Source organism: Arthrobacter sp. AL05, assembly GCF_029960715.1.
Classification (GTDB): domain Bacteria; phylum Actinomycetota; class Actinomycetes; order Actinomycetales; family Micrococcaceae; genus Arthrobacter.
Genome location: NZ_JASBRC010000018.1, coordinates 1 through 22,673 on the forward strand (window position 1 = coordinate 1; position 22,673 = coordinate 22,673).

Genomic DNA, 22,673 nt, shown 5'->3' on the forward strand with positions numbered 1-22,673 from the left:
CAGGGGCAGGAACATTCATGACTAGATTGTCTATCTAAGTAGTTGGCCTGTCAAGGCCGCTTTCAACTGGGCGTGGGTGGGCATCAAGCGCGACACGAGCACCCGCCCGTTCGAGGATCCTTGACCTGGCGGGCCCAAGATGGCCAGCGTCAAGCGGTTTGCTCACTTTGAGACACATCAGGCCGATCCGGCGTCCACCCGTTCCTCTGAAGCAGATGCCACAATCTGTGCATGCCCCTCATTCAGGTTCTCAATGCGTCCCCTTCCTCCACGGAAAAGAAGCGTCAGCTGCTGGCTGCGCTAACGGCCACCTACGCTGAGGTCATGGAAATCCGTCCCGACACGATCCGGGTGATCTTGCACGAGCTCCCCCGCGAGAACTGGTCTGTCGCCGGCATCACCCTGGCGGAGTCAGGCCAAAACGAATCCGTCTGAACTGGCCCAATAGCCCTTGGAAATGCGCTGCGCCGAATCAATTTTGGATCACTGCAAGAACCCAAGGATCCCCTTGTGAAACACCGCGCGTGTGCTCGCGTAGGAATTCGCCGTCTTGCGCGGAATCGGCGTTCAGTATCGCCGCCTAGTGCCGTGGAATCCCGTCGATCTCCGTCATCTCGGACTGAACGTACAGGTGTTGTTCCGGGCATTCCTCGAGATGGATGCGAAGTCCGCCAGGCTGGTTGTTGCAGAGGGCAAAGGGTCTGGTGCCCAACGCCTTCAGCTGATGAGAGCTGGGGCGAGGATGTTCAGCAGCGCCTCTGGCGCGTCGAGCGGGATGATGTGCCCGACGTCCGGCAGGAGATTGCTGCGGAGGTCATCGGTCACGGCTTCGAGCTGTCCTGCGAGTGCCGGCCCGACGACTCCGCCGCCGATCGCGATGGTCGGGACCCTCAGCCGCGCGCTGCTGATCGCCTTGGCGATCTGGTCAGCGTTGATTGGCATCACGCGATAGTGTTCGAACGCGGCGCGCAGCGCCTCCCGCCCGGTGTACGCGGCGACGAATTCGTCGCGGAGTGAGTCTCCTACTCCACGGCCCCTTGCCGTCCCGCTGTGGAGGAAAAAGTCGATGTAGCTGGGTTCGTGACCGAGCAGGACCTCCTCGGCCAGACCGGGGACGGCGTGGAATCCGAACCACCACGGGGCGCCAGCGCGGAAGAAGCCCTCGGCTCCGGGGAGCCGGCCGATCGTGCCTTCCATCAGTGCCAGCTGGGTCACGCGGTGCGGGTGCTCGAGGCCGAGCATGAAGGCGGGCGGCACGGCCGCGTCCAGGGCGACCACCGTTGCAGCGCCTTCGTCGAGTGCGTCGAGCAGCCCGCGGATGTCAGAGGCGATGTTCCGTGCGTCGTATCCGGAAGTTGGACGGTCGCTCGCGCCGAGTCCCCGGAGGTCGGGCGCGATGACGCGGTGCTTCTCGGCGAGGGTCGGGATCATCTTGAACCAGACCTTCCAGGTGTGCGGGAAGCCGTGCAGTAGGACGATCGGCGCCCCTTCTCCGGAGATCGCCACGTTGAGGCGCGTTCCGTTCGTGGCGATCATCGTTTCGGTCAATTCGGGCATGAGGGACTCCATTCGCGGTTACTATGAGGTACTACCAAACGGTAGGAGACTGGACGTGAGCTTGGAAGACGGCACTTTGACCGCACCTGGTCACCTGGCGGTAACCGCCGTCGGGCGACGTGGCGATCTTTTCGACCCGCGGTGCCCGACTCGCCAGCTTCTCGACCGGATCGGTGGCAAATGGGTCGCAATGGCGATCACGGTGCTGGGCGCTGAGTGGCCGACGGAGGTGCGCTTCGCGGAGTTGAAGCGGCGGATGCCCGGGGTGTCGCAGAAGATGCTCGCCCAGACTCTCCGAAGCCTCGAGCGGGACTCCTTGGTCGCCCGTCGTGTGGAAGCGACGACGCCGCCGCGCGTGCACTATGCCTTGACGGAGCTTGGTATCACGTTGTGCGATCCCATTGCGGCGCTGCGGGAGTGGGCCGAATTGAACATGGCTGCCATCGATGACGCAGCCACTGCCTGGGATGCGGCCCATTAGCGCGAGCTGCGCGACTCGACCGGTGCCATTTGTTCAGACGAGCGCGGCCTTCACGGGTTGAGCCGCCAGCTGGTCGTCGACGAAGCGGCTGACGCGCTCGAGCGCGGCGTCGCTGGGACGGCCCCGGTCGGCGGAGGGCTCCCCCTCGCGCGTTCATTGAGTTGGCACACGATGCTCGAGTGGGACGGACAAGCCGGTGATGGGCGCATTGAACGCACGCTCCTATGAGGTCACGCCACCCAGCCATTCGCATGCAATGACACCACCCAACAGGCCGACCAATCGATCCAAGGACAACAAAATCGTGTCAGGCTTACGGTGAGTCAGACCCAATGGATGATGCCAACTACATCCTCACTGGCATGCGGGCGCGGGCCTTCGCCCTCGGCGATGACATCGGCACGACGCCCCGGTGTACGGGATGAGGCGATGCTGTCTAGCTGCCAGCCATCCGCAGGTGCCCGGAACGCGGCTTGTGACTGGCGCCGTTGAGGCGAGGTACTCCTCGGTTAATTCCTTGACGTGGACGTTCGCCTCCAACCCGCCACCTCGATCGAAGCCACCGTGACCGCGGTCGAAAAGGACGTATACCAGAAGCCGGTTGACTCGAATCCGGCCTTCACCGGGGAGACGACTGGGCGGTCCCGTTCTCGCCTGGGTTTTGTTCTTGGGCTCGCTGCTCAGCGTTGTTTTGTGGGTCCGACCTTGAAGGAGCTAGTGATAGCGATGCGATTGAAGGTGTTGATCGACATCGCCACCCAGGAGACGGCCGACACCTGGCCCGGAGTCAGGTGCTCTACAGCGGATTCGTACAGGTCCACGTTCGAGTGGACGTCCCTGATCATGGTGATGTATTCGGCCAAGGCCAGGGCCGAGCGTTCCTGCTCATCGAAGTACCTTGTCTCCTGCCAGGCGGGCAGTACACTGAGCCGTTCCTGGCTCTCTCCCTTGGCAAGGGAGTCGGTGGTGTGCATGCGTAGGCAGAATGCGCACCCGTTGATCTGGGAAACCCGGATCTTGACCAGTTCGATCAGAAGCGGGGAAAGGCCCTCGGCGAGGGCCGCCTGATCCGACGTCATTGCCATCGTGGCGACTGTTTCGTACAGCTCGGGGTGCTTGCTGCCAATATTTGTCCGCGGTGCCGTTGCGGTGGTGGTCATGGGTTCGATCCTTCTCATAGTCCCTGAGCGCCTGGTCCGGCGCTGCTTCAACTATCGATCCAGCGCCACGCCCAGGAGTAAGAAATGAAACGAAATGGCACTGAACGTTCCACCTTGAAACTGCGTCTGGGTACGTCAGTGCGACTCGAGATACGGACGTGTCGCGCAGCCTAGAATGATGAATTCGTTCAGATGCCGCAGGAAGGGGGCCTCGATGGGTTCTCCTGTCGCGACGAGCCGGTGGTGAATTGCGCCGTACACCGCGTCGATTACCATCCCCAGGTCCACGTCGTCACGGATCTGCCGACGGCCCCGGCCCCGCTCCAGAATTGCCCGGAAACCCTGCCGGCACTCCGACAATAGGGTCTGCCGATACAGGCGTGAAAACTCAGCATTGCGGATGGCTTCGGCAAGCAGGTTTGCCACCGTCGAGGCCGTTTCCCCCTCGTCGAGACACCTTGACAGTGCGACGAGATAGGCATACAAGTCATGCCCAACGTCCCCGGTATCCTCAACGTGGGTCACCAGATTGGTTTTGTACGTATAGGCCTCCAATACCAACACACGCCGCGAGGGCCAATGACGGTACAGGGTTGACTTACTCACCCCCGAGGCCCTGGCTACGGCATCAATGGTGACCTCGTCATAGGTGAGGCGGTCAACCAGATCGCTCGCTGCGTTCAGCACCTGCAAGCGGATCTCGGATTCTCGGGAGCCAGCCTGGGGGCGCGCCGGATCAGCAGCCCGCCGCCGCGCACGTGGATACCCCTGCCGAACGCCGCGCGGGTTGCCAACGTGATTGTCTGCACTGCCCATAATAAGACTCTCCTAGCGTCGTCCTATTATGAGGCTCCGAGTGGGTGAGAAATGCATACCCGGCACCGCAGGTTCCGTCGTCGGCCCCCAGCAGGAACACCGATGAGTGACCTTCTGCATGGCTTAGCCTGCTGCCCGTTGAAACCGCCATCCCTGACTGGGACACCATCGGTTTACAGGCCCAAGGTCGGGTCCGCGAGCAGGCGATCGAGTGTGCTCCTCCCGAGTCCGCTCATCGCGGGATTCGAGTCGGCGTAGTACCAGACGAGCCCTATCGCTTGTTCGTAGGCCCAAGCGGCGCCCCGTCTCCATTCGAGGTCCCCGATCGCGAGCTTGGTGCGGAGGGCGTCCCGTCTCCTGGAGTCGAGCATGTGCCACGCGGCAACGAGGTCCAGGGCAGCGTCTGCGGGGCCGAAGGCACCCGTGTCGAGGATGCCCGCGAGGCAGCCGGCGCCGAGGATCACATTTCCTGGGATGAGATCCTTGTGGGACTCACGTCGTCACCGTGACGAGGGAGCGCCCTAAGCGATGACCAGGCCCGGCGGAGCCGACCCACCGGCAGGAGTCCTTCGCTCTGTTGGAGGCAATGCGCGACCCACTCATCCTGCGCGGTCAGCTTGCCTCCGCGGCCCTCGCCGGAGAACGAGCGACCCTTGGTGTCCGCCTGGCGAAGGCTCGCTATGAGCGCTGCGAGGTCCACCGCGAAGGATGTCGACGACGCGACCGAGGTCGGGGTCGCAATTTCGCCCTCGATCCAGGTTTGGACGGACCAGGGTAGCGGATACTCGGCGCTTGGCTCACCAATCGCAACAGGCAACGGAGACGGAACAGTGCTCACTGCGGCGAACTCGCGCATTGCAGCGTGTTCCGCAAGAAGGACTGCGCGGACTTCGTCAGCATCCCCGCCTTGCATCGGGAACCTGGCGGCGCACCGCGTTCCCACCCGGTATAGGTAATTGACCGTTCCGGCACTCTCGACCGCGGTTACTTCCGGCTCGGAGACCGAGGAAAACAGCCCCTGCACCAGCCGCACAGCTTCCGTCCTGCCCAGACTGAGCTGACTCTCATGCATGATCACGCACCAAGCCTACGCACAGGCCATGTTCGTCAACCGGGAGGCTTACCCGGCACCCCGTCCGATATGCCGGTCCCTCACCGGGTTGTTTCGTTAAGCTGGCAAGATGCCCTACAGAATTCGCCAAGCAACGCCTGCTGATGCTGAAGCCATAGTCAGGATGCACACCGTTGCACACGAGGAATGCTATGGTCACCTGTTTCCATCGACGTTCTTTGCCAGCCACCGGGACAGCATTGGGGAACGTATAGACCAGCGCGGTCCTTTTCTGGCCAGCAAAGACCCCGGCTCGTAGCTCATGACGAGACCGGCGAAGTAGTGGGGCTGGCAGACGCCGGCCCGGCACGGGACTCGGATATGGTGGGCATCCCGGAGCTCTATAGGATTTATACCTTGAGCCGTACCTACGGTTCGGGTCTCAGCACCCAACTTATGGAAGCGGCCATCGGCGACGCTCCCGCATACCTCTGGGTACTCGAGGACAACCAGCGCGCCAGAGCCTTTTACCGAAAGTCAGGATTCAGTCCGGACGGGGCGCGCAAGGTCCTGGCACGGGCCTGGGGTGAGCTGCCAGAAATACGGCTGGTCCGCGGCTAAGACCCAACGGAGTGACGGCGTCCAGCAGGGGTCCCTCACCGGGTCGCTCGTGAACGGTAGCGTTGGACTATGTCTCTGCTCGTCCGTCCTTCGGTTGCCCTGCATGCGGCGTTGCCAAGGTCCGCGGCATGAATCGAGTTCTGCTTGCCTGCTTTGTGGACAACGTTCCCTCGGTGAAGACCATAGAACGCTGCGGCGGTGTTTTCGACGGTATCGTCACGACGAAACGAGGGGAAGTCGGTCGTTACACGATCATGCCGTGATAGCGCCCATCGATCCTTCACCCGGACTGGCGCGATGGCGGTCCTGGCTCCCACGGATCGGCGGTGAGCTGTGGCCATCTGGCCCGGTACTGATTCGCCTTGGTCTCATAGACGCTGCGTGGAGCCAGGCGGCGGTTCGGTTTCAAATGCATGGCGATGGTGTCATCGAGGCCGAATGGTGCGTAGAGGTCGATGAACTGCCCGACGCGGGTCAGCGCAACGCAGCAGGCTGTCGCGGCGAAACTGTCTATGGCGTCATTCCGACAGTGTGGCATAGGCTCGCGTGCTGCCCGTAAGCCAGTGAGGATATAGGTGGCATCACCTACGGGGTCTGACTCACCGTAAGCCTTACGCGATGTTGTTGTCCTTCGACCGATTGGTCGGCCTGGTGGGTGATGCCACTGCATACGAATGCCTCGGTGGCGTGACCTCATCCGCGCCCGGACCCGCGAAGGCATGGCGTTGGCGGAGGCCAAAGGCAAGCTTCGAGGCCGACAGCCCAAACTCTCCAAAAAGCGGGAAGCGCACCTCGTAAGCCTCCATCGGGGCGGCACACACACCACAACGGAGATCGCCTAACTCTTTGGCGTCGCCCGCTCCACCGTCTACCGGGCCATCCAGCGCGCCGCGCCGGCCACGTGATCTTCTCCAGCCAGCGAGCCAGCGAGCCAGCGAGCCAGCGAGCCGGCACATCGTGAACATCGGTTCGGCGCGGCATGGGCGCTCAATTTCCCGCCGCATACCAGGACCTGCACCGACACCCTCGTTCAACGCCTCGCTAGACCCTGACACAGAGACTCCGGAGAAGGCCTACTCGGGCCGCGCGGTACCCTGACGTTTTGGGCAGGCGACTCCTGACCAAAGTGACGCTTTGTGCAGGGGACTTCGGACACCAGATGTCCATACCCGGCTGCAAACCCCCGTGCTTTCGGGGAAGCTTGTGCAGACGACTTCGTAAAACCACACCCTCGCCCCGATCCAAGGAACCCATGCCGATCAACAGACAAACACTGAAACAGGACGGGTTCACCGGTTTCCGCCCGCTCGGAGACCTTGATATCAACCGGATCCCGCAGAAACCCGGGATTTTCGCCGTGCTGCAGCCGGAGGGCTTCCGACATCAGTTCCTGGCCAAGAGCACGGCCGGCATCTTCAAGAAGAAGGACCCCACCCTGACGGCGAAAGCGCTCGCTGCCGAATGGGTCGACGGCGCCGACGTCCTCTACATGGGGAAGGCCGGCCCCGGCAGCAAGGGCAACCGCGGACTGCGCCGGCAGATCCAGGAATTCGTCGACTTCGGCATCGGCAAACCACCCGGCCACTGGGACGGCCGGCTGATCTGGCAGCTCGCCGCCGCCGGGTCGCTTGTCGTCGCGTGGAAAGAGCTGCCTGTTGAGCAGCTCCATGCGGCCGAGGCCGGACACCACGCCGCGTTTGTTGATCAGTACGGACGGCTGCCCTACGCCAACCTGGTCCAGGCCCGGGTCAAGGGCAGCTAGCTCCAGGCTGCCCCGCCGTGCGTAAAGCGCCCCGCCACGAGCGTTGCAGCCACCGGCATCGCCGCGAAGACAGCATCGGATACCGCCAGCGGGTCGCCTTCGAGTACCGCGAGATCCGCCGGATCCCCCACCCGGATCCTGCCCCGCCCTCGTGTTGACGCCGTCAGGGCATCCTGCCGTGTGAGTGCCTGCTCCGGGTGCCAAGGGTCTCGACCGTCCTGCCGCGCCCGTGTGGTGGCCGCCGACATTGCGGTCCACGGTTCCAGCGGAGCCACTGGCGCGTCGGAGCCCAGCGCCAGCGTCGCACCGGCGGACAGCAGCGACTGGAGCGGGAATGCCCGGTCGGTGCGCCCCGCCCAGTTGGAATCGGCGGCATCGCGATCGTCCAGGGCATGGGCGGGCTGGACACTCGCCGTCAGGCCGAGTTGGCCGAAGCGGGCGAAGTCCTGGCCGCGGACGAACTGGCCGTGCTCGATCCGCCCGGCGATCCCGGCCGCGGCGAAGGCATTCAAAGCCACCTCGTTGGCGCCGTCGCCGATTGCGTGCACGGCCGGGACAAAGCCGGACTCTTTGGCCCGGACCAGCAGTTCCAGCAGTTCGGCCTCGCTCACCGTGAGCAGCCCGCGGCCGCCGTGCGGGTAAGGGTCCACACAGAAGGCGGTGCGGGTGTTCAGCGAGCCGTCGATCAGCACCTTCAACGGGCCCACCCGCAGCAGGCCCGCCCCGCCGTCGAGTTCCTGCCCGGTCCGCATCCCCTCCGCAATGGCCCGGGCCAGATCCCGCGGATAGACGCCGGCCTCCACCCGGAACGAATCAAAGCCGGCCGCAACGCGACGCCGCCAGACGCCGGCATTCCACGTCATTTCGAAATCAACAATCCCCACGATCCCGCGCGCGGCCGCAGCCTGCGCCGACCCCCGCACCCAGGCATCCACCACGGCATCGGGCAGGTTGCCCAGCTCACGGGTCAGTTCGAAGGCCGGCTCCTCGCGCAGCAGCCCTGAGGCGTCCACTGTCAGGCCATAACGGCGAGCCGCCGCACTGTTGAGCCAGACGCAGTGCAGATCGTGGCTCAGCAGCGCCACCGGCACGCCCCCGGTGGCGCCGTCGAGCAGCTCCAGGCTGGGCACATCCGCCCAGAGAGCGTCGCGGAAGCCGACGCCCACCACCGTCATGCCGCCAGCGCTATGGCTGGCGAGACGGGAACTGACGACGTCGGCTGCCGCATGCGCCGAGGCGGCGCCGGCGAGATCGATCCGGTTGGCGGCGAGGGCCCACTGGGTCATATGGACATGTTCATCCCACAACCCCGGGATAAGGTAGCGGCCGCCCAGATCCGCCACCCGGGATGCAGCGACAGCCGGCAGTCCGGCGCGTGCGATCCGCGCCACCACCCCGCCGCTTAGGTGCAGGTCATACAGCGTCGTCCCGCCGGGGAAGCGCGCCGAGGCGAGAACGAGGTCATTGCGGGGAACGTCAGCAGTCTCGGGCATAGGACACAGGGTATGGGCCGGAGCGCAATGCGCCAATCCGGGCCCTCCGCCGCCGCTGGCTGCCAGGGGTCGGGCCGGACACGGGACTTTCGCCCCTTACCCGGGAACCGGGTACCGGCGAGGCTGGATTCGTAGCGGTTCCTGCGCGGGCATTGGGGGATGAACCGCTTGCATATGGGTGGTCCGGGTCCCGCTCGAGCCTTGGGAAGGAATAGCGTCCTGCCCACGGGCTGCGCGGGAGGTATGCATCTCCGTGCCCCACGGGCAGCAGGTAAGCCGTGGCGGCACTTTCGCCGTCCAAGACGCTTCGTTCACACCGTGCCGGCACCTCGTGGCCAATCCACCGGCCGTCACCACAATCAAGGAGAACGCATGAAAGCCCTCGTTTATGGCGGTCCAGGAGAGAAGTCCTGGACCGACGTCCCCGATCCCAAGATCCAGAATCCCAGCGATGTGATTGTCAAAGTGGACACTACAACGATCTGCGGGACAGACCTCCATATCCTCAAAGGTGATGTCCCTGCCGTCACCAAAGGCCGGATTCTGGGCCACGAGGGCGTGGGGACCATCACCGAAACCGGCTCGTCGGTCACCAGCCTGAAGGTGGGCGACCGCGTTATCATCTCGTGCATTAAGTCCTGCGGCCACTGCGCCAACTGCAAGACCGGCCTCTACTCGCACTGTATGGGCGGGGAGGGTGCAGCCGGCATCGGCTGGGTTTTTGGGCACTTGATCGACGGCACCCAGGCCGAATACGTCAGGGTCCCCTACGCCGAAAACTCCCTTCATTTGCTCCCCGAGGGCGTCACCGATGAACAGGCAGTGATGCTTTCCGACATCCTTCCTACCGGCTTCGAGATCGGGGTGCAGTACGGCCGCGTCAAGCCCGGCGATACGGTCGCCGTCGTCGGCGCGGGCCCGGTAGGCCTCGCCGCCATCGCCACCGCCGGTCTCTACGGAGCTGCCACCGTCATCGCCGTCGACCTTGACGCGAACCGGTTGGAAAAGTCCCGGGAGTTCGGCGCCACCGACGTTGTCCTCTCCAGCGACCCGGACTGGAAGGATCAGGTGCTCGCGCTGACCGATGGTCAGGGTGTTGACGTGGCGATCGAGGCGGTCGGCATCCCGGCGACTTTCAGCATGTGTACTGAAATCGTGCGCCCCGGTGGCAACGTGGCCAACGTCGGTGTGCACGGCAAGTCTGTGGAGCTGCACGTGGAAAGCCTCTGGATCCAGAACATCAATATCAGCATGGGCCTGGTCAACGCCAACACCACCCCGATGCTCCTCAAACTCGTGGCTCAAAAGAAGGTTCCGGCGGAAAAGTTCGCCACCCACCACTTCACGTTCGACCAGTTCCTGGAGGCCTACGACACGTTTGCCCGTGCCGCAGAGACGAAGGCGCTCAAAGTAGTCATCACGGCATAAAAGCCCTGGTTGTCTGAGCAGGGTTATCCGAGTGATCTGAAAGGATGGCGGCCATGCGACCAGGCCGGATCGTCATGCTGGTGCTGGGTACGCTCAGCGCCCTCCTCGGGCTGGGGCTGCTGGCCGGAGCAGGCGCCGCGGGCTTTGGCAACTATGTCCAGCGCGACAACGGGTACTTCACCACGCCTTCGGAACGGTACGCCACGAGCGGCTACGCCTTGACCACACCCCGCCTGGACATCATGACGGAGCGTGGAGTGCCCGATGCCGTTCCGGTCGGCGTGGTCGGAAGCCTTATGCTGAGCGGTTCGGGGGAGTCCGGCAAGGACATCTTCATCGGGGTCGGGCCGCGGAGCGACGTGGCGGCCTACCTGGACGGTGTCAGCCATGCGGAGATCACCGATGTCCGATTCAACCCTTTCCGGGTGGAGTACCGGAGTGTGGCCGGGGCCAACGTTCCGGCGCGGCCGGCGGACCAAAGCTTTTGGGCCGCCTCTGCTACCGGTGCGGGGGAGCAGCAGCTGGAATGGGACCTGCGCTCCGGTAGCTGGGCTGTGGTGATTATGAACGCGGACGCCAGCCCTCCGACGGCCGTTGAGCTAAAGGCCGGAGCCCGCTCCGAGCTGTTGTGGCCAGTCTTCGTCGGTCTCCTGATCGGCGGGGTTGTATTTCTGCTGATCGGGATTCCGCTGATAGTGCTTGGCGCCGCCGGTTTGGGTCGGGGTGGTCCGCCGCCGATGCCCGGGCAGAGCTGGGCGGTGGCCGGAGCGGCAGCCCCCCAGTTCCCTGCGGCCGGTGCGGCGGCGGGTGCCCCGCCGGGATCTGCCGCCGTCTATCCGGCCCGGCTCAGCGGCTATCTGGACCCCAAGCTGTCCCGGTGGTTGTGGCTGTTCAAATGGTTCCTGGCGATCCCGCACTTCATTGTGCTCTTTTTCCTTTGGTTTGCCTTTGGCGTGGTCACGATCGTGGCGTGGTTCGCGATCCTCTTTACCGGCCGCTACCCGCGCTCGCTGTTCAACTTCAACGTCGGCGTTCTCCGCTGGAGCTGGCGGGTGGCCTTCTACTCCTACGCGGCGCTCGGCACGGATATCTATCCGCCGTTCACCTTGGAGCGCACGGACTACCCGGCGGACTTCGACGTCGATTATCCCGAGAAATTGTCCCGCGGCCTGGTGCTCGTGAAGTCCTGGCTCCTGGCCATCCCGCACCTGCTGATCGTGGCTCTGCTGACCGGAACTGCCCAGACGTGGGTCTACCGGGACGGTCGCTGGGCGCAGGTGGGCGTAGGGGTGTCGCTGCTTGGGCTGCTGGTTCTCATCGCCGGAGTGGTCCTGTTGTTCACAGGGGCGTACGCGAGGGGGCTCTTCGATTTCCTGCTGGGGCTCAACCGCTGGATTTACCGCGTCTGGGCCTATGTTTCCCTGATGCGGGATGAATACCCGCCTTTCCATTTGGATTCGGGGCCGCGTGATCCGGGTGACACCGCCGCGATACCCCCGGCATGGTCTCCCGCCGGGCCCGGTGCACCCGGTGGTGATCCCGCCGGGCCCGGTGCACCCGGTGGCGATCCCGCCGGGCCGACAAATGCCCGGCCGACAAATGGCGGGCAGGGCTTCTACGGCATCGGTGGGCCGGCAGCCCGCGGCCCGGAAAAACGCGAGACTCCAGCCGGACCGGAGGCCGCGGCGGGCCCGACCGTCCCAGCGAGCCAAGACAACCGGCCGAGCCACTAGTCCATTCCGGGACCCCAGTCCGTTTCGGGACACTCGACGCAGCGGCCGGGAAGTCCACCGGAGTGCCCGGCCGCTATGCCGAAACCGCCGCCATGGTGTTGGCCGTGCTTCGACGCTGCTTTCGACCTCCTTCAAAAAAATTGTTTACATGCATGTGCATCCAAACGGCCCCGTGCGCCGGTAGTAGGTGTGTAAGCAAAAATCGCCCGCCCGGCGGGCCGTTGAAGGAGATGTAGATGCGTACCAGGATTTTCGCAGCGGGCGCCGTAGTAATTGCGGCAGCTCTCACCCTTGCCGGCCCCGCCCAGGCCGCCGAGTCCGACGCCCAGCTTTCCGTCCTCCATGGCGTTCCCGGACTTACTGTTGACGTCTGGGTGAACGGCGAACGGACCCTTGACAACTTCGCTCCGGGCACCCTGGCCGGTCCGCTGGCCCTTCCGGCCGGCGACTATGACCTCGCCATCACCGCCGCAGACGCCGCGGATGCCTCCGCCCCTGTGATCGGACCCGTGAAGGTTACCCTCGCTGCCAGCGGCAACTACACGGCCGTCGCAAACCTTGACGCAGGGGGGAAACCGACGGCTAACTTCTTCACGAACGACGTTTCACGGCTGGAGCCCGGTAAGGGAAAGCTCACTGTCCGCCACACCGCAGCGGCGCCGGCCGTGGACATCCTCGCCGGTGGTGCCTCCGTGATCTCCGGCCTGGCCAACCCCAATGAGAAGACCCTCACGCTGGATCCCGGCACCCTGTCCGTTGCGGTTGCTGCCGCCGGGACCACGGCTCCGGTGATTGGTCCGGCCGATGTGACGGTTGCGGAGGGCACCCACACGATCGTGTACGCCTGGGGCAGCCTCGCGGACAAGAACCTGATTCTGGCCGTGCAGAACATTGAAGGACTGCATTCCGCCCCCGCCGGCGTTCCCGGCGGACGCTCCGGTGCCGTTGACGCGGGAACCGCATCAAACGGTCAGCCGGCCGCGATGGCAGGCATTGGTGTTGTGATCCTCCTGCTGCTGGGAGGCGGCGTCGCTTTGTCCCGCAGGCAGCCGGTGTTCCACCGCACCCGCTAAGCCGCAACCACAAACCCCGGCCGCCCGGCTACCCGCCGGGCGGCCGGGGCCCGGGTCTCACCACGTCAGGAGGACGGTCATGAAGCGCACGACAACGGCGGAGGGCGCCGGGGGATCGTCGGCTCCTTGGCAGCGGACAGCCGAAAGGAGCCCAGCCGCGCGACACGCGGCCGCCGCCCTCACGATGGCCCTGCTGATTGCGGGGTGCGCCGCTCCGCAGGACGTTGTGGCGCCGTTAACCCCGGCAACGGAGAGCCCGGCAACGGAGAGCGCCGCAATGGAGGCGTCCGTCCCCGACGCGGGCCGACCCAGCCTGGAGCCCCCGCCGCCGGTACAGGCTGCGACTCCTGCAGTCCCCACCTCAGCTATTCCGGTCCGGCCGGCAACCCCACTGGTCCGGGCGCCCAAGGACCCGGCCCCCCGATTCCTTACGGTGGAGGGAACCACCATCAACATGCCGATCGTGCAGGTGGGTGTCAGCCCCGACGGGGCCATGGAGATCCCGGATCCGTTCGACGAGGCTGGCTGGTACCGCTACGGCCCGGCTCCCGGGGCCGCGGCCGGATCCGCGGTGCTTGCGGCACACGTCGACACGACCTCCGACTCGGCGCCCTTTTCCCAACTAAAGTCCCTCGCGCCCGGCACCATTGTGACGGTCCAGCGCGAAGGGTCGGCAGCCCTAACGTTCCGGGTGACCGGGGTCGAACTTATGGCCAAAGACGCGTTCGACGGCGTTTCCATCTTCCGGCGTGACGGTCCGCCCCAGTTGAAACTGGTGACTTGCGGGGGCCGATGGCTGGACGAACAGCAGGACTACGGTGACAATGTGATTGTCACGGCGGCTCCGGCATGATTCAAGGCGCAGGGCTCATCGTCGCCACCAACAGCGGGAAGGAGCCGGGATTGGCACCTCGCGAGGACTCTTCCGGCTGGGACCCGGAACTCACCGAATCTTTCGCCGCCGGTGACGAAACTGTGCTGGCAGAGGCGTACCGGCAGTTCTCTCCCCTGGTGCACACGCTGGCGCTTCGCTCGCTGCGCGACAACTCCGCGGCCGATGACGTTACCCAGGAGGTGTTCATCCGGGTGTGGCGGTCGCGGTCTGCGTTCGACCCGAAGAAAGCGCGGCTGCCGGCGTGGATCGTGGGCATCACCCGGAACGTGATCACGGACGCGGAAGCGGCCTCGATGCGGGAAGCCCGGAAGGTACTGGCCGCCGTCGAACGCTCCCCGGACCCGGAACAGGCGGCCGGGCACGCGGCTGCGGAGGTTCTGGCCGACCGACTGCTGCTGGACGGGGAACTGGAGAGACTGGGCGAGCCGCAAGGATCAATCCTTAGGCTTGCCTTCTACGATGACCTGACGCATTCGCAGATTTCACAGAAACTGGACCTGCCGCTTGGTACGGTCAAGAGCCACATCCGCCGCAGCTTGTCCCAGCTCAGAAGCCGATTGGAGGTAGACCGTGCAACATCTTGATCCGGATTCCCTGAGCCTGCTAGCCCTCGGCGAAGCGATCGGCGACGACGCCGCGGACCACCTCCGGGCCTGCGCTGGTTGTGCAGCAGAATTTTCTGGCCTCCGCCGCGCTGTGCTGGCGGCCAAGCCCGGACCGGCCATCGTCGCCTTGGAGCCGCCGGGGCCGCAGGTGTGGGCAGGGATTCACGGCGTCCTGGGGCTTTCCGCCGCTGTAGCTGCCGACCCGCTGTGGTCCGCGCCGACGCCGGGTTCCCGCCCGGTGGCAGCGACTGAGCCACCGCCGGCGCATGGGTCCGTGACGCCGTTCCCGTCCCGGGCGGAAAGCACCGGCGAGCAGCAGACGGGCGGATGGCGCTTCGGCCGGATCCGCCGGTCCGGGATGTGGCTGGCTGCGGCCGCGGCCACAGCGCTGCTGGCCGGCGGGGCCTTCTGGTCCATACAGCAGAACCAGTCGGCGGTGACCCCACTGGCACGGGCCGAACTCACTCCGGTGGACCGGCATTCCGCGACCGGATCGGCCCGCGTCGTCGAGGCCAAGGACGGGCAGCGCACCCTGGAGGTACAGGTCGACAAAAACGAGGCCCGCGGCTACCAGGAGGTCTGGCTGATCGCGCCGGATCTCTCGCGGCTGGTGAGCCTGGGGGTCATGACCGCCGGCTCCGGCACATTTTCCGTGCCGGAGGGCCTGGATCTGGCCGAATACCCGATCGTGGACGTGTCCGACGAACCGGTTGACGGGAATCCCGCGCACTCCAGCGTCAGCATTGTCCGCGGGACCCTTGCCTTGTGAGCTGACCGATCCCCAGATGCCGGCCCTACTGCCCTGGCGGCTGTTCCGGCGTCCGGTATCCGGCGGGGTACTGCTGCGTTCCGGGTGACTGGGAGGTCGGCGCATTCCACACCGGCGGCGAGTTGGGCCCGGCAGGGAGCCCGCCGTGGGTTCCTGCGGCGGGCGTTCCGCCCTGGAGCCGGACCAGCTCTGCGGTGTTTTCCGCGGTGCGGATACCGGCTACGAGGGATTCGAGGCCGATTCTTGCCAGCGCGAGGTAAATGATGACGAACAGGGGCCCGATCACCAAGAGAACGAGCAGACCCAAAACGGGGCTGCGGCTGCTAAACGCTGCGATAACAAAAACCAGGTACATCACGCCTAAGGCGATCATGATCAGGATGTAGACGATCTTGGCGATGGATGGCGAGATAAAACGAGTAAATGACAGGTCAAACAAGTTCTTCACAATTTCCCCCAAAGTAGCGCCGTTGACAGCGACGATTTATGTTTGTCACGCTGAGCATAACCGCAGCTGCGGCGGTTTCCTGCGGTTTTGCTGTTGTGCTGCGTCGAGTGTTCAGCGAACCGTCGAAACGGCCGGGCCCAGGGCCTTCCGGGACGCCGGCGGGCCTGCTGAATAACGAGGTGCCGCAAGGGGGCTGCTGCGGGGTAGGACCGCCCACCTGAACCGCACCGCAACGCCTGCCGACGTCGGAAACCTTGCCTGCTTTATGGCCCCAAATAAGGCGGTGGTCGTCTCCGGGGACACTGTCAGCATTTCAGCAGTCGCGATCGAAGACTATTGGGGCAGTGCCACGTGGGACTAAACCGGGGACGGCCTGCTACTGGACCGTCACCTTGATCCGTTGCACCACGTTATTGCCCATCCCCTGGTAGTTCCAGGACTGTTCCAGTGGCTGGATTGCGCCGGAGGCGTCAGTGGCGCGGCAGGACCGGGTGCGGCGTCAACACCGGCCCAGTCCCGCAGCTTAGATCGCGTGCGACTCGGCCAGGAACTGCGCCAGGCCCAAAGGTTCGCGGCCGGTGAGTTCGTGGACGGCCGACGTCGGCCCGGCCAGTTCACCGGTGACGATTGCCGTGTAGGTGCTCACCCAGGCGTCCACCTGCCACGCCGGAGCCCCGTAGGAGGCGCGCGAGGCGTACGCCTCATCCAGGCTCTCGTTGTGGAACGTGATGGTCCGGCCGGTCCCGGCGGTGAGAAGTGCCGCGGCCGAGGCCAAGGAGAGGTCCTCAGGTCCGGTGAGGTCGTAGGTTCTGCTGATGTGCAGGGACGGGTCCCGGAGCACGGTAACGGCGGAGCGGGCAATATCCGCCCGGGCAACGGCCGCCATGGAACCGTCCCCGGCGGGTCCGCGGATCACGCCGTCCTCGCCCGCCAGCAAGGGCAGGAAATCGAGGTAGAAGTTGTCCCGCAGGAAGGTGTAGTCCATACCGGAAGCCCTGATGTGTTCCTCAGTGGCGAAATGGTCCCGGCCGAGAGTGAAGGCGCAATCAGCCGCCGCGCCGAAGAACGAGGTGTAGACGATGTGCTGCACACCGGCTGCGGCAGCCGCGTCCACGAAGGTGAAGTGCTGCTGCATCCGGTCTTCGGCCTCGGCGGCGGAGACCATAAAAAGCGTCTCCACCCCCGCAAGTGCCGCTTTTGCCAGCGCCGGGTTGGCGTAGGTCACGACGGCGGCGTCGGCGCGTTCCAGCTGCGGGGCCCTGCTGGGTCACGGACGAGCAGTCGTTGCGGGGTGCCGGCGTCGGCCAGGTGGCGGGCCACCATGCCGCCGAGGTGCCCGGTGGAACCAGTGACGGCGAGCGTGGGCGTACACGTCACGGGCCTAGGCCTCCCGGGACGCCGGCGACTTGGTCTGCGCCGGGTCGCGCTCGGCGAGAGAGCCGATCGCGGCGTCAATCTTGGCCATGATCCCGGCATCCAGCTGCACGCCCGCGGCCGCGACGTTCTTCTCGATCTGCTCCGGCCGGGATGCGCCCATAATGGCCGAGGCCACGTTTTTGTTCTGCAGGACCCAGGCAATACTCAGTTGGGCCATGGTCAGGCCGGCCTCGTCAGCGATTGGTTTGAGTTGCTGCACGCCGGTGAGGACCTCGTTGGACATCCAGCGCTCGATCATCTTCGAGCCGCCCTTGGAATCCGTCGCTCGGCTGCCCTCCGGCGCGGGTTTGCCCGGGTGGTATTTCCCGCTCAGCACACCCTGCGCCATCGGTGACCAAACGATCTGCGAGAGACCAAGTTCCTCGGACGTCGGAACCACCTCGGCCTCGATGACCCGCCACAGCATGGAGTATTGCGGCTGGTTGGAAATCAGCTGGAAACCCAGTTCCTGGGCGAGGGCATGGCCGTCGCGGATCTGGTTGGCGGTCCATTCGCTGACGCCGATGTAGAGGGCCTTGCCTTGCCGCACGATATCCGCGAACGCCTGCATCGTCTCTTCCAGCGGGGTTTCGTAGTCGAAGCGGTGTGCCTGGTAGAGGTCCACGTAGTCCGTCTGCAGCCGCGAAAGGGAGCCGTTGATGCCCTCCATAATGTGCTTGCGGGACAAGCCAAGATCGTTGTGGCCCTTGGGGCCGGTAGGGCCGAAGACTTTGGTGAAGATTTCCAGCGACTCGCGCCGCTCGCCTTGGAGGGCCTTGCCCAGCACGGTCTCCGCGGCGGTATTGGCGTAGACATCTGCCGTGTCGAAGGTGCTGATGCCGGCGTCGAGTGCGGCCCGTACGCACTGGGTTGCGACCTCGTTCTCTACCTGCGAACCGTGGGTAAGCCAGTTGCCAAAGGTGATTTCCGAAATCTTGAAGCCGCTGTTCCCGAGGTATCTGAATTCCATGGGTTCCAACGTAGCCGACTTAGCTTCCGGGGGTAAGGCCCTAGCTTGCCTTGCGCTTCTGGGACTGGGTCCCGGATGGTCGGGCGTTCGGCTGCCGGGAAACGGACGCGCGCAACGGCTTCAGCGGAGGCCGCCCGGAAACGGAAGCGAGCGAACCAGTGTCCAGCAGCGACTGAGGCGCAGGCAGTGGGATCTTTTTGAACGCGGCCGGGACGCTCCCAAGCTGGCCGTTCCGGTCGGTGGCGGACTCTACCAGCGGAGCTACGGCACGCACGTCACATGCCGGGACCGCCGGGTCCGGCAGTTCGCGGACCGTGACCTTAACGGCCGGCGCGATCTTCGCCTTGGCGCGGGCAGCTGCGCGGGCGTCGGCCTGCGCGACGGCGTCAGCCCAGCCCGCTGATAGGGCAGGTTCCGTCCTTACCGGCCCGGCCGCTTGGGCGGGCTCGGAAGGGTGGGCCGGACGATGCTGGATCGTTACGGCGGCGCGAACCGGACCGGTGTGCTCGACCGGTTCGGCGGTTCTGCCTGCTGCACTGAAGAGCGCGCGTCCCAAGGCCATAACGGTCACGGCGATCAGCCGGCCGAGGCCTGCAATCACCAGCGTGGCAACAAAGGCCAGGAAGAGACCGAAGGTCATCACAAAGGCAACGGCCAAGGTCCCGAAGAACGTCAGATTGAGGGCGATGGTTGTCGGATCTCCCATTTCACCTCTCCTTGCTGGCCTTGCGGCGGCGCGTCCCGCTCTGCGCTGCGGGCAACGGCACCCCTTAACCATACGTACTTTCTCTGCCGGACACGCAGGCAGGCGGTGTCTTCGCCAAGACGTGTCGAAGCTGTTACGGACCCGGCCCGGCCAGCACCATCGGGCCTGAGTCTATAGTCGGAAGGAGCCTCGCCGGCGTCGTCCGGCAACCTGGAAAGGACAAACTGTGACGCCCCCAGACACCGCCCCTCCCGGATCCGGCCAACCCGGTCCGGCCCCGTTCACGGACAACTGCCCGTGCCTCTCGGGGGAGCAGTACGGTCTCTGTTGCGGCAGGTTCCACAGCGGCGCGGCGCAGGCCTCGACGGCCGAACAGCTGATGCGCTCCCGGTATAGCGCTTTTGTGCTGCTGGATGCGGGCTATCTGCTGCGGACTTGGCACCCGGACAGCAGGCCGGCCGCATTGGACCTGGATCATGGATTGCAGTGGCGGCGGCTGGACATCGTCGCCACCCGGCGCGGTGGCCCGCTGGACTCCGAGGGCATCGTGGAGTTCAAGGCCCATTTCCGTCACCACGGCGGACGCGGCGTTCACCATGAGACCAGCCGCTTCGTCCGGGTCGACCGCCGCTGGTATTACGTTGACGCCGTCGAGTTCGGCTGAATGACCGGCTTGCAGGTGCCGGCGAAATTGCCTGCCTAGCGTTCCTCGACCGGTTCCACCGGGGTGAACCCGGCGCGATCCACTTTGCGGTGGAAGTGCATGCCGGCGGTTCCGCCCAGGACGGCGCCGACAAGGGCCACGGCGGCCACCACAACTGCGGCGATGGCGCTGGTGGCGGTCAGTTCGCCCTCGTTGACCGGGATGCGCGGGAAGCTGTTGAGCTGGGCCAGGATGTTGTACCGCTGTCCCGCCACGATGCCGAGAATGGCGACGACAACCGCGGCGATGAGGGCCCAGACCCACACCATAAATCCTTGTTTTGCGCCGCTAAAACGTGCCATCCGGCCAGCGACGTAGCCGCCGGAGAAATACGACACAAACAAGATGACCAGCACGGCGATGATGCCGACAAGCCCCATCGTTTCGTTGCCCGCGGTGACTGCAGCGTTGACGTCCGTATTAGTGGCGAGGCCAACGGCGGTGCCGGCAGCCGCGACCAGTGCCGTCAGCAGGACGGCCATTCCGGTGGCGGCCAGCCAGCCGAAGAATGCTGAACCAATCTTGATGCCGCCGAACTGCTCCTTTTCGCGGGCCACCACGGTTTCGCGGGTGGGGACATCGTCGAGCACAGTCTCATGCCCCGTCGCGTCGTGGCGCACGGCAGTGACGGGCCGGCTGCGGGCTGGTTCGGTGCCGGTCGGGATGGCCTGGGTGTCGTTGATGCGGACGGTGTTGTGGCGGTCGGCATCCTGGCGGGCGTCGTGGATCCCGGCGTTCTGGCTGCCGGGCGTGTCCTCGTCACGGGCGCGTCGGGGAGTGCGATCATCGGGGCCTGCTGGGTTGCTCATGAGGACTGCTCACTTTCACTGAATGACCCGGACTCATTTTTTGAGCCGGGCACCGCCAGGCGGAGGCCGGCGTGCGGGCCTCACCACCAGCTAATCACGGCCAGAACATGGTAGCAAGGATGCTTACTATTGCTCGTTGGGTGTCGTCTCCTGTCAGCGGTACTTTCGGTGCAGATTCGGTTTCACCGACGCGCGCGCACTGGCGTCGGCAATCCACGGTCCGGTCCCTTCGGACTGGTCAAGGACGCCGGCCTCCAACCATTGGTGATCGCCGGCCAGAACCGTGCGGGAAAGCGCGTGGTCGGTCTCGTCGGTGTTCCGCCAAAGCTGGTCGAAGTATTCATCAACCCGCACCCGGGCCTGCTCACAGAATGCCTCGGCAAGATCGTAAGCGGACGCGCCCTTCTCCGGGGAGGTCCGCAGCAGCATTTCCGCCCGGGAGCAGGCCGCGGCCATGGCGAACAGTTCAGCCCCGATGTCCACAATCCGGCCCAGGAAAGCCTGTTTGTGTTCAAGCTTGGCCTGCCACCGGCCCATCCCGTAGAAGGTTTGCCGGGCCAGCCGCCGCGAGGTCCGCTCGATGAAGCGAAGTTGCTTCGCGAGCCTGCCGAAGTCGCTGTAGGACCGCGGGTCCATGCCGGCCCCGGCGACCAGTTTGGGCAGCCATTTCGCGTAAAAGCCGGAGGCCCCGACGGCGGCCCGGGCCTTGTCGGACAGGCTGGCGTCCGCGGAGGCGAGATCTCCGGCCGCGGTCAGGTGCGCGTCGACGGCTTCGCGGGCGATCAGCAGTTTCATGATCTCTGAGGATCCCTCGAAAATGCGGTTGATGCGCAGATCCCGGAGCTGCTGTTCGGCAGGTACGGCGCGTTCGCCGCGGGCCTCGAGCGAGTCCGCTGTTTCGAAACCGCGGCCGCCGCGGATTTGCACCAGTTCATCGGCGATCCGGCAGCTGATCTCGGTGGACCACAGTTTGGCCAGGGCCGCCTCGATCCGGACGTCCTTCTGCCCGGCGTCGGCCATTTCGGCGGAAAGCTCAAAAACCGCGTCGAGGGCAAAGGCGCTGGCTGCAATGAAGGCGATCTTTTTGCCCACGGCCTCGTGCTGGCCCACCGGGCGACCCCACTGGGTGCGGGCGTTGGACCACTCGCGGGCGATTTTCAAGCTCCACCGCCCGGAGGCGACGCAGAGCGCTGGAAGTGCGAGCCGGCCGGTGTTGAGCGTGGTGAGGGCGATCTTGAGGCCCTGTCCTTCGCGGCCGAGCCGGTTGGCTGCCGGCACCCAAACCCGGTGGAAGCGGGTGACGCCGTTCTCAATTCCGCGCAACCCCATAAAGGCATTGCGGTTTTCCACTGTGATGCCGGGGGAATCCATCTCAACGACGAAGGCGCTGATTCCGCCCTTGTGCACCGTGCCGTCAGCACCGGTCCGGGAGGGAACCACCGCCATGACCACCACGAGTTCGGCGATCACCCCGTTGGTAGTCCAGAGCTTGACGCCGTCCAGGAGGTAGGACTCGCCGTCGTCGGAAGGGACTGCGGTGCTGCCCATCCGGGCGGGGTCGCTGCCAACATCGGGCTCGGTCAGCAAGAAGGCGGTCACGGCGCCGGCGGCGCAGCGCGGCAGATACTCCTGTTTCTGTGCCGGCGTGCCGAATACCTTCACCGGCTCGGGGACGCCAATCGACTGGTGCGCCGAGAGCAGGGCGCCGAGGCTGGGGTGGACGGAACCCAGCAGCGCCAGTGCCCGTCCGTAGTAGACCAGGGAGAGGCCAAGCCCGCCGTAGTCGCGGGGAATTTTCATGCCGAAAACACCGAGGTCGGCGAGGCCCTTCAGGTACGCATCCGGAATCAGCGCGTCGCGCTCGATGGTGCGCCCGGACATCGTGCGGCAGTACTCGGTTAGGCGGGCCAGGAACTCTTCGCCGCGTTCGACGTCGTCCGCGGGGGCTTCCGGCCACGGGTGGATCAGGCTGAGGTCAAAGCTGCCGAGGTACAGGCCCTTGGCGAAACTGGGCCGGTCCCAACTGGACTCACGGGCAGCCTCGCTGATGGCCCGCGCGTCGGCCGCAGTAGCGTCCGGACCGAGCGCCGCAGGTGGAGCTGTGGCGTCCGAGGCGGGCGTGGCGGCTGGTTTGCCAGTGGCTGGATTTTCAACGGCGGAGCTCATCGGGCATCTCC

Annotated in this window: 23 protein-coding genes and 2 pseudogenes; 13 read left to right on the top strand and 12 right to left on the bottom strand. The window is 65.4% G+C overall.

All coding sequences use genetic code 11. The features are described 5' to 3' along the window. The first annotated feature begins 231 nt into the window (after positions 1-231). Complete coding sequence (locus QK287_RS16430; RefSeq protein ID WP_226775800.1) at positions 232-435, top strand: tautomerase family protein; 204 nt, start codon at positions 232-234, stop codon at positions 433-435. Positions 436-717: 282 nt separating this feature from the next. Here the strand turns inward: QK287_RS16430 and QK287_RS16435 are convergent, their stop codons facing one another. Beyond that, entirely contained in the window at positions 718-1,557 is an 840-nt protein-coding gene (locus tag QK287_RS16435; RefSeq protein ID WP_282360804.1) for an alpha/beta hydrolase, read from the bottom strand. Between the two features lie 55 nt (positions 1,558-1,612). Here QK287_RS16435 and QK287_RS16440 point away from each other — a divergent pair, with 55 nt between their 5' ends. After that, positions 1,613-2,038 carry a helix-turn-helix domain-containing protein gene (locus tag QK287_RS16440; RefSeq protein ID WP_282360805.1) on the top strand — a complete coding sequence of 142 codons (426 nt, stop codon included), beginning with the start codon at positions 1,613-1,615 and terminating at the stop codon, positions 2,036-2,038. A gap of 680 nt (positions 2,039-2,718) precedes the next feature. Here QK287_RS16440 and QK287_RS16445 read toward each other — a convergent pair. Both QK287_RS16445 and QK287_RS16450 read right to left on the bottom strand, forming a co-directional pair. Further along, positions 2,719-3,198 carry a carboxymuconolactone decarboxylase family protein gene (locus QK287_RS16445; protein WP_282360806.1) on the bottom strand — a complete coding sequence of 160 codons (480 nt, stop codon included), beginning with the start codon at positions 3,196-3,198 and terminating at the stop codon, positions 2,719-2,721. A 135-nt stretch (positions 3,199-3,333) separates the two neighbouring features. Then, positions 3,334-4,014 (bottom strand): TetR/AcrR family transcriptional regulator, encoded by a 681-nt coding sequence (locus QK287_RS16450; RefSeq protein ID WP_282360807.1) that lies wholly within the window; start codon positions 4,012-4,014, stop codon positions 3,334-3,336. Between the two features lie 371 nt (positions 4,015-4,385). Here QK287_RS16450 and QK287_RS16455 point away from each other — a divergent pair, with 371 nt between their 5' ends. Beyond that, entirely contained in the window at positions 4,386-4,523 is a 138-nt protein-coding gene (locus tag QK287_RS16455) for a hypothetical protein (protein ID WP_282360808.1), read from the top strand. 749 nt (positions 4,524-5,272) lie between these two features. Continuing rightward, a complete protein-coding gene (locus QK287_RS16460) occupies positions 5,273-5,686 on the top strand; it encodes a GNAT family N-acetyltransferase (protein WP_282360809.1) in 414 nt (137 codons plus the stop codon). A gap of 280 nt (positions 5,687-5,966) precedes the next feature. On the opposite strand, the gene QK287_RS18530 is transcribed toward QK287_RS16460, so the two are convergent. After that, on the bottom strand, positions 5,967-6,407 hold the full coding sequence (locus tag QK287_RS18530; RefSeq protein ID WP_348774720.1) for a nucleotidyltransferase family protein: 441 nt from the start codon (positions 6,405-6,407) through the stop codon (positions 5,967-5,969). Between QK287_RS18530 and QK287_RS16470 the strand changes: the two genes are divergently transcribed. Continuing rightward, entirely contained in the window at positions 6,361-6,528 is a 168-nt protein-coding gene (locus tag QK287_RS16470) for a hypothetical protein (protein ID WP_282360813.1), read from the top strand. The two genes, QK287_RS18530 and QK287_RS16470, sit on opposite strands and share 47 nt — an antisense overlap. A 410-nt stretch (positions 6,529-6,938) precedes the next feature. After that, positions 6,939-7,448 carry a hypothetical protein gene (locus QK287_RS16475; protein WP_282360814.1) on the top strand — a complete coding sequence of 170 codons (510 nt, stop codon included), beginning with the start codon at positions 6,939-6,941 and terminating at the stop codon, positions 7,446-7,448. Here QK287_RS16475 and QK287_RS16480 read toward each other — a convergent pair. After that, positions 7,445-8,941 carry an amidohydrolase gene (locus QK287_RS16480; protein ID WP_282360815.1) on the bottom strand — a complete coding sequence of 499 codons (1,497 nt, stop codon included), beginning with the start codon at positions 8,939-8,941 and terminating at the stop codon, positions 7,445-7,447. The two genes, QK287_RS16475 and QK287_RS16480, sit on opposite strands and share 4 nt — an antisense overlap. A gap of 372 nt (positions 8,942-9,313) precedes the next feature. Between QK287_RS16480 and QK287_RS16485 the strand changes: the two genes are divergently transcribed. From QK287_RS16485 to QK287_RS16510, 6 genes are all read left to right on the top strand, one after another. Next, entirely contained in the window at positions 9,314-10,369 is a 1,056-nt protein-coding gene (locus QK287_RS16485; RefSeq protein ID WP_226774159.1) for a zinc-dependent alcohol dehydrogenase family protein, read from the top strand. Positions 10,370-10,422: 53 nt separating this feature from the next. Next, on the top strand, positions 10,423-12,102 hold the full coding sequence (locus QK287_RS16490; protein WP_282360816.1) for a DUF4389 domain-containing protein: 1,680 nt from the start codon (positions 10,423-10,425) through the stop codon (positions 12,100-12,102). 236 nt (positions 12,103-12,338) lie between these two features. After that, positions 12,339-13,175 (top strand): DUF4397 domain-containing protein, encoded by an 837-nt coding sequence (locus QK287_RS16495; RefSeq protein ID WP_282360817.1) that lies wholly within the window; start codon positions 12,339-12,341, stop codon positions 13,173-13,175. A gap of 79 nt (positions 13,176-13,254) precedes the next feature. Then, positions 13,255-14,028, top strand: a complete 774-nt coding sequence (locus tag QK287_RS16500) for a sortase (protein WP_282360818.1) — start codon at positions 13,255-13,257, stop codon at positions 14,026-14,028. Further along, positions 14,025-14,654 (top strand): sigma-70 family RNA polymerase sigma factor, encoded by a 630-nt coding sequence (locus QK287_RS16505; protein ID WP_282360819.1) that lies wholly within the window; start codon positions 14,025-14,027, stop codon positions 14,652-14,654. The genes QK287_RS16500 and QK287_RS16505 overlap by 4 nt, the downstream gene beginning before the upstream one ends. After that, on the top strand, positions 14,641-15,444 hold the full coding sequence (locus tag QK287_RS16510; protein WP_282360820.1) for an anti-sigma factor: 804 nt from the start codon (positions 14,641-14,643) through the stop codon (positions 15,442-15,444). Before QK287_RS16505 ends, QK287_RS16510 begins: the two co-directional genes overlap by 14 nt. Positions 15,445-15,469: 25 nt before the next feature. Here QK287_RS16510 and QK287_RS16515 read toward each other — a convergent pair whose 3' ends face one another. The 5 genes and pseudogenes from QK287_RS16515 to QK287_RS16535 all read right to left on the bottom strand — a co-directional run bounded on the left by QK287_RS16515 (position 15,470) and on the right by QK287_RS16535 (position 18,984). Further along, a complete protein-coding gene (locus tag QK287_RS16515) occupies positions 15,470-15,892 on the bottom strand; it encodes a DUF4282 domain-containing protein (protein ID WP_226774153.1) in 423 nt (140 codons plus the stop codon). A 376-nt stretch (positions 15,893-16,268) separates the two neighbouring features. After that, positions 16,269-16,379: pseudogene (locus tag QK287_RS16520) on the bottom strand (hypothetical protein); the annotation flags it as partial. A gap of 36 nt (positions 16,380-16,415) precedes the next feature. Next, a pseudogene (locus QK287_RS16525) lies at positions 16,416-17,215 on the bottom strand (SDR family oxidoreductase). Positions 17,216-17,273: 58 nt separating this feature from the next. Then, positions 17,274-18,278 (bottom strand): aldo/keto reductase family protein, encoded by a 1,005-nt coding sequence (locus QK287_RS16530; RefSeq protein ID WP_226774151.1) that lies wholly within the window; start codon positions 18,276-18,278, stop codon positions 17,274-17,276. A gap of 40 nt (positions 18,279-18,318) precedes the next feature. Then, positions 18,319-18,984, bottom strand: a complete 666-nt coding sequence (locus QK287_RS16535) for a hypothetical protein (protein WP_282360821.1) — start codon at positions 18,982-18,984, stop codon at positions 18,319-18,321. Between the two features lie 226 nt (positions 18,985-19,210). On the opposite strand from QK287_RS16535, the gene QK287_RS16540 reads away from it, so the two are divergent. Then, a complete protein-coding gene (locus tag QK287_RS16540; RefSeq protein ID WP_226774149.1) occupies positions 19,211-19,648 on the top strand; it encodes a YchJ family protein in 438 nt (145 codons plus the stop codon). 35 nt (positions 19,649-19,683) lie between these two features. Here the strand turns inward: QK287_RS16540 and QK287_RS16545 are convergent, their stop codons facing one another. Continuing rightward, positions 19,684-20,496, bottom strand: coding sequence for a TIGR04086 family membrane protein (locus QK287_RS16545; RefSeq protein ID WP_282360822.1), 813 nt, complete (start codon positions 20,494-20,496; stop codon positions 19,684-19,686). 153 nt (positions 20,497-20,649) lie between these two features. Next, on the bottom strand, positions 20,650-22,662 hold the full coding sequence (locus QK287_RS16550) for an acyl-CoA dehydrogenase family protein (protein ID WP_282360823.1): 2,013 nt from the start codon (positions 22,660-22,662) through the stop codon (positions 20,650-20,652). Positions 22,663-22,673: the final 11 nt, after the last annotated feature.

What these genes read in the sequence shown, in the direction of transcription:
- QK287_RS16430 (WP_226775800.1), top strand. Translation starts at nt 232, where the DNA reads ATGCCCCTCATTCAGGTTCTCAATGCGTCCCCTTCCTCCACGGAAAAG.
- QK287_RS16435 (WP_282360804.1), bottom strand. Translation starts at nt 1,557, where the DNA reads ATGCCCGAATTGACCGAAACGATGATCGCCACGAACGGAACGCGCCTC.
- QK287_RS16445 (WP_282360806.1), bottom strand. Translation starts at nt 3,198, where the DNA reads ATGACCACCACCGCAACGGCACCGCGGACAAATATTGGCAGCAAGCAC.
- QK287_RS16450 (WP_282360807.1), bottom strand. Translation starts at nt 4,014, where the DNA reads ATGGGCAGTGCAGACAATCACGTTGGCAACCCGCGCGGCGTTCGGCAG.
- QK287_RS16460 (WP_282360809.1), top strand. Translation starts at nt 5,273, where the DNA reads ATGCTATGGTCACCTGTTTCCATCGACGTTCTTTGCCAGCCACCGGGA.
- QK287_RS16470 (WP_282360813.1), top strand. Translation starts at nt 6,361, where the DNA reads ATGCCTCGGTGGCGTGACCTCATCCGCGCCCGGACCCGCGAAGGCATG.
- QK287_RS18530 (WP_348774720.1), bottom strand. Translation starts at nt 6,407, where the DNA reads ATGCCTTCGCGGGTCCGGGCGCGGATGAGGTCACGCCACCGAGGCATT.
- QK287_RS16475 (WP_282360814.1), top strand. Translation starts at nt 6,939, where the DNA reads ATGCCGATCAACAGACAAACACTGAAACAGGACGGGTTCACCGGTTTC.
- QK287_RS16480 (WP_282360815.1), bottom strand. Translation starts at nt 8,941, where the DNA reads ATGCCCGAGACTGCTGACGTTCCCCGCAATGACCTCGTTCTCGCCTCG.
- QK287_RS16485 (WP_226774159.1), top strand. Translation starts at nt 9,314, where the DNA reads ATGAAAGCCCTCGTTTATGGCGGTCCAGGAGAGAAGTCCTGGACCGAC.
- QK287_RS16490 (WP_282360816.1), top strand. Translation starts at nt 10,423, where the DNA reads ATGCGACCAGGCCGGATCGTCATGCTGGTGCTGGGTACGCTCAGCGCC.
- QK287_RS16495 (WP_282360817.1), top strand. Translation starts at nt 12,339, where the DNA reads ATGCGTACCAGGATTTTCGCAGCGGGCGCCGTAGTAATTGCGGCAGCT.
- QK287_RS16500 (WP_282360818.1), top strand. Translation starts at nt 13,255, where the DNA reads ATGAAGCGCACGACAACGGCGGAGGGCGCCGGGGGATCGTCGGCTCCT.
- QK287_RS16505 (WP_282360819.1), top strand. Translation starts at nt 14,025, where the DNA reads ATGATTCAAGGCGCAGGGCTCATCGTCGCCACCAACAGCGGGAAGGAG.
- QK287_RS16530 (WP_226774151.1), bottom strand. Translation starts at nt 18,278, where the DNA reads ATGGAATTCAGATACCTCGGGAACAGCGGCTTCAAGATTTCGGAAATC.
- QK287_RS16535 (WP_282360821.1), bottom strand. Translation starts at nt 18,984, where the DNA reads ATGGGAGATCCGACAACCATCGCCCTCAATCTGACGTTCTTCGGGACC.
- QK287_RS16545 (WP_282360822.1), bottom strand. Translation starts at nt 20,496, where the DNA reads ATGAGCAACCCAGCAGGCCCCGATGATCGCACTCCCCGACGCGCCCGT.
- QK287_RS16550 (WP_282360823.1), bottom strand. Translation starts at nt 22,662, where the DNA reads ATGAGCTCCGCCGTTGAAAATCCAGCCACTGGCAAACCAGCCGCCACG.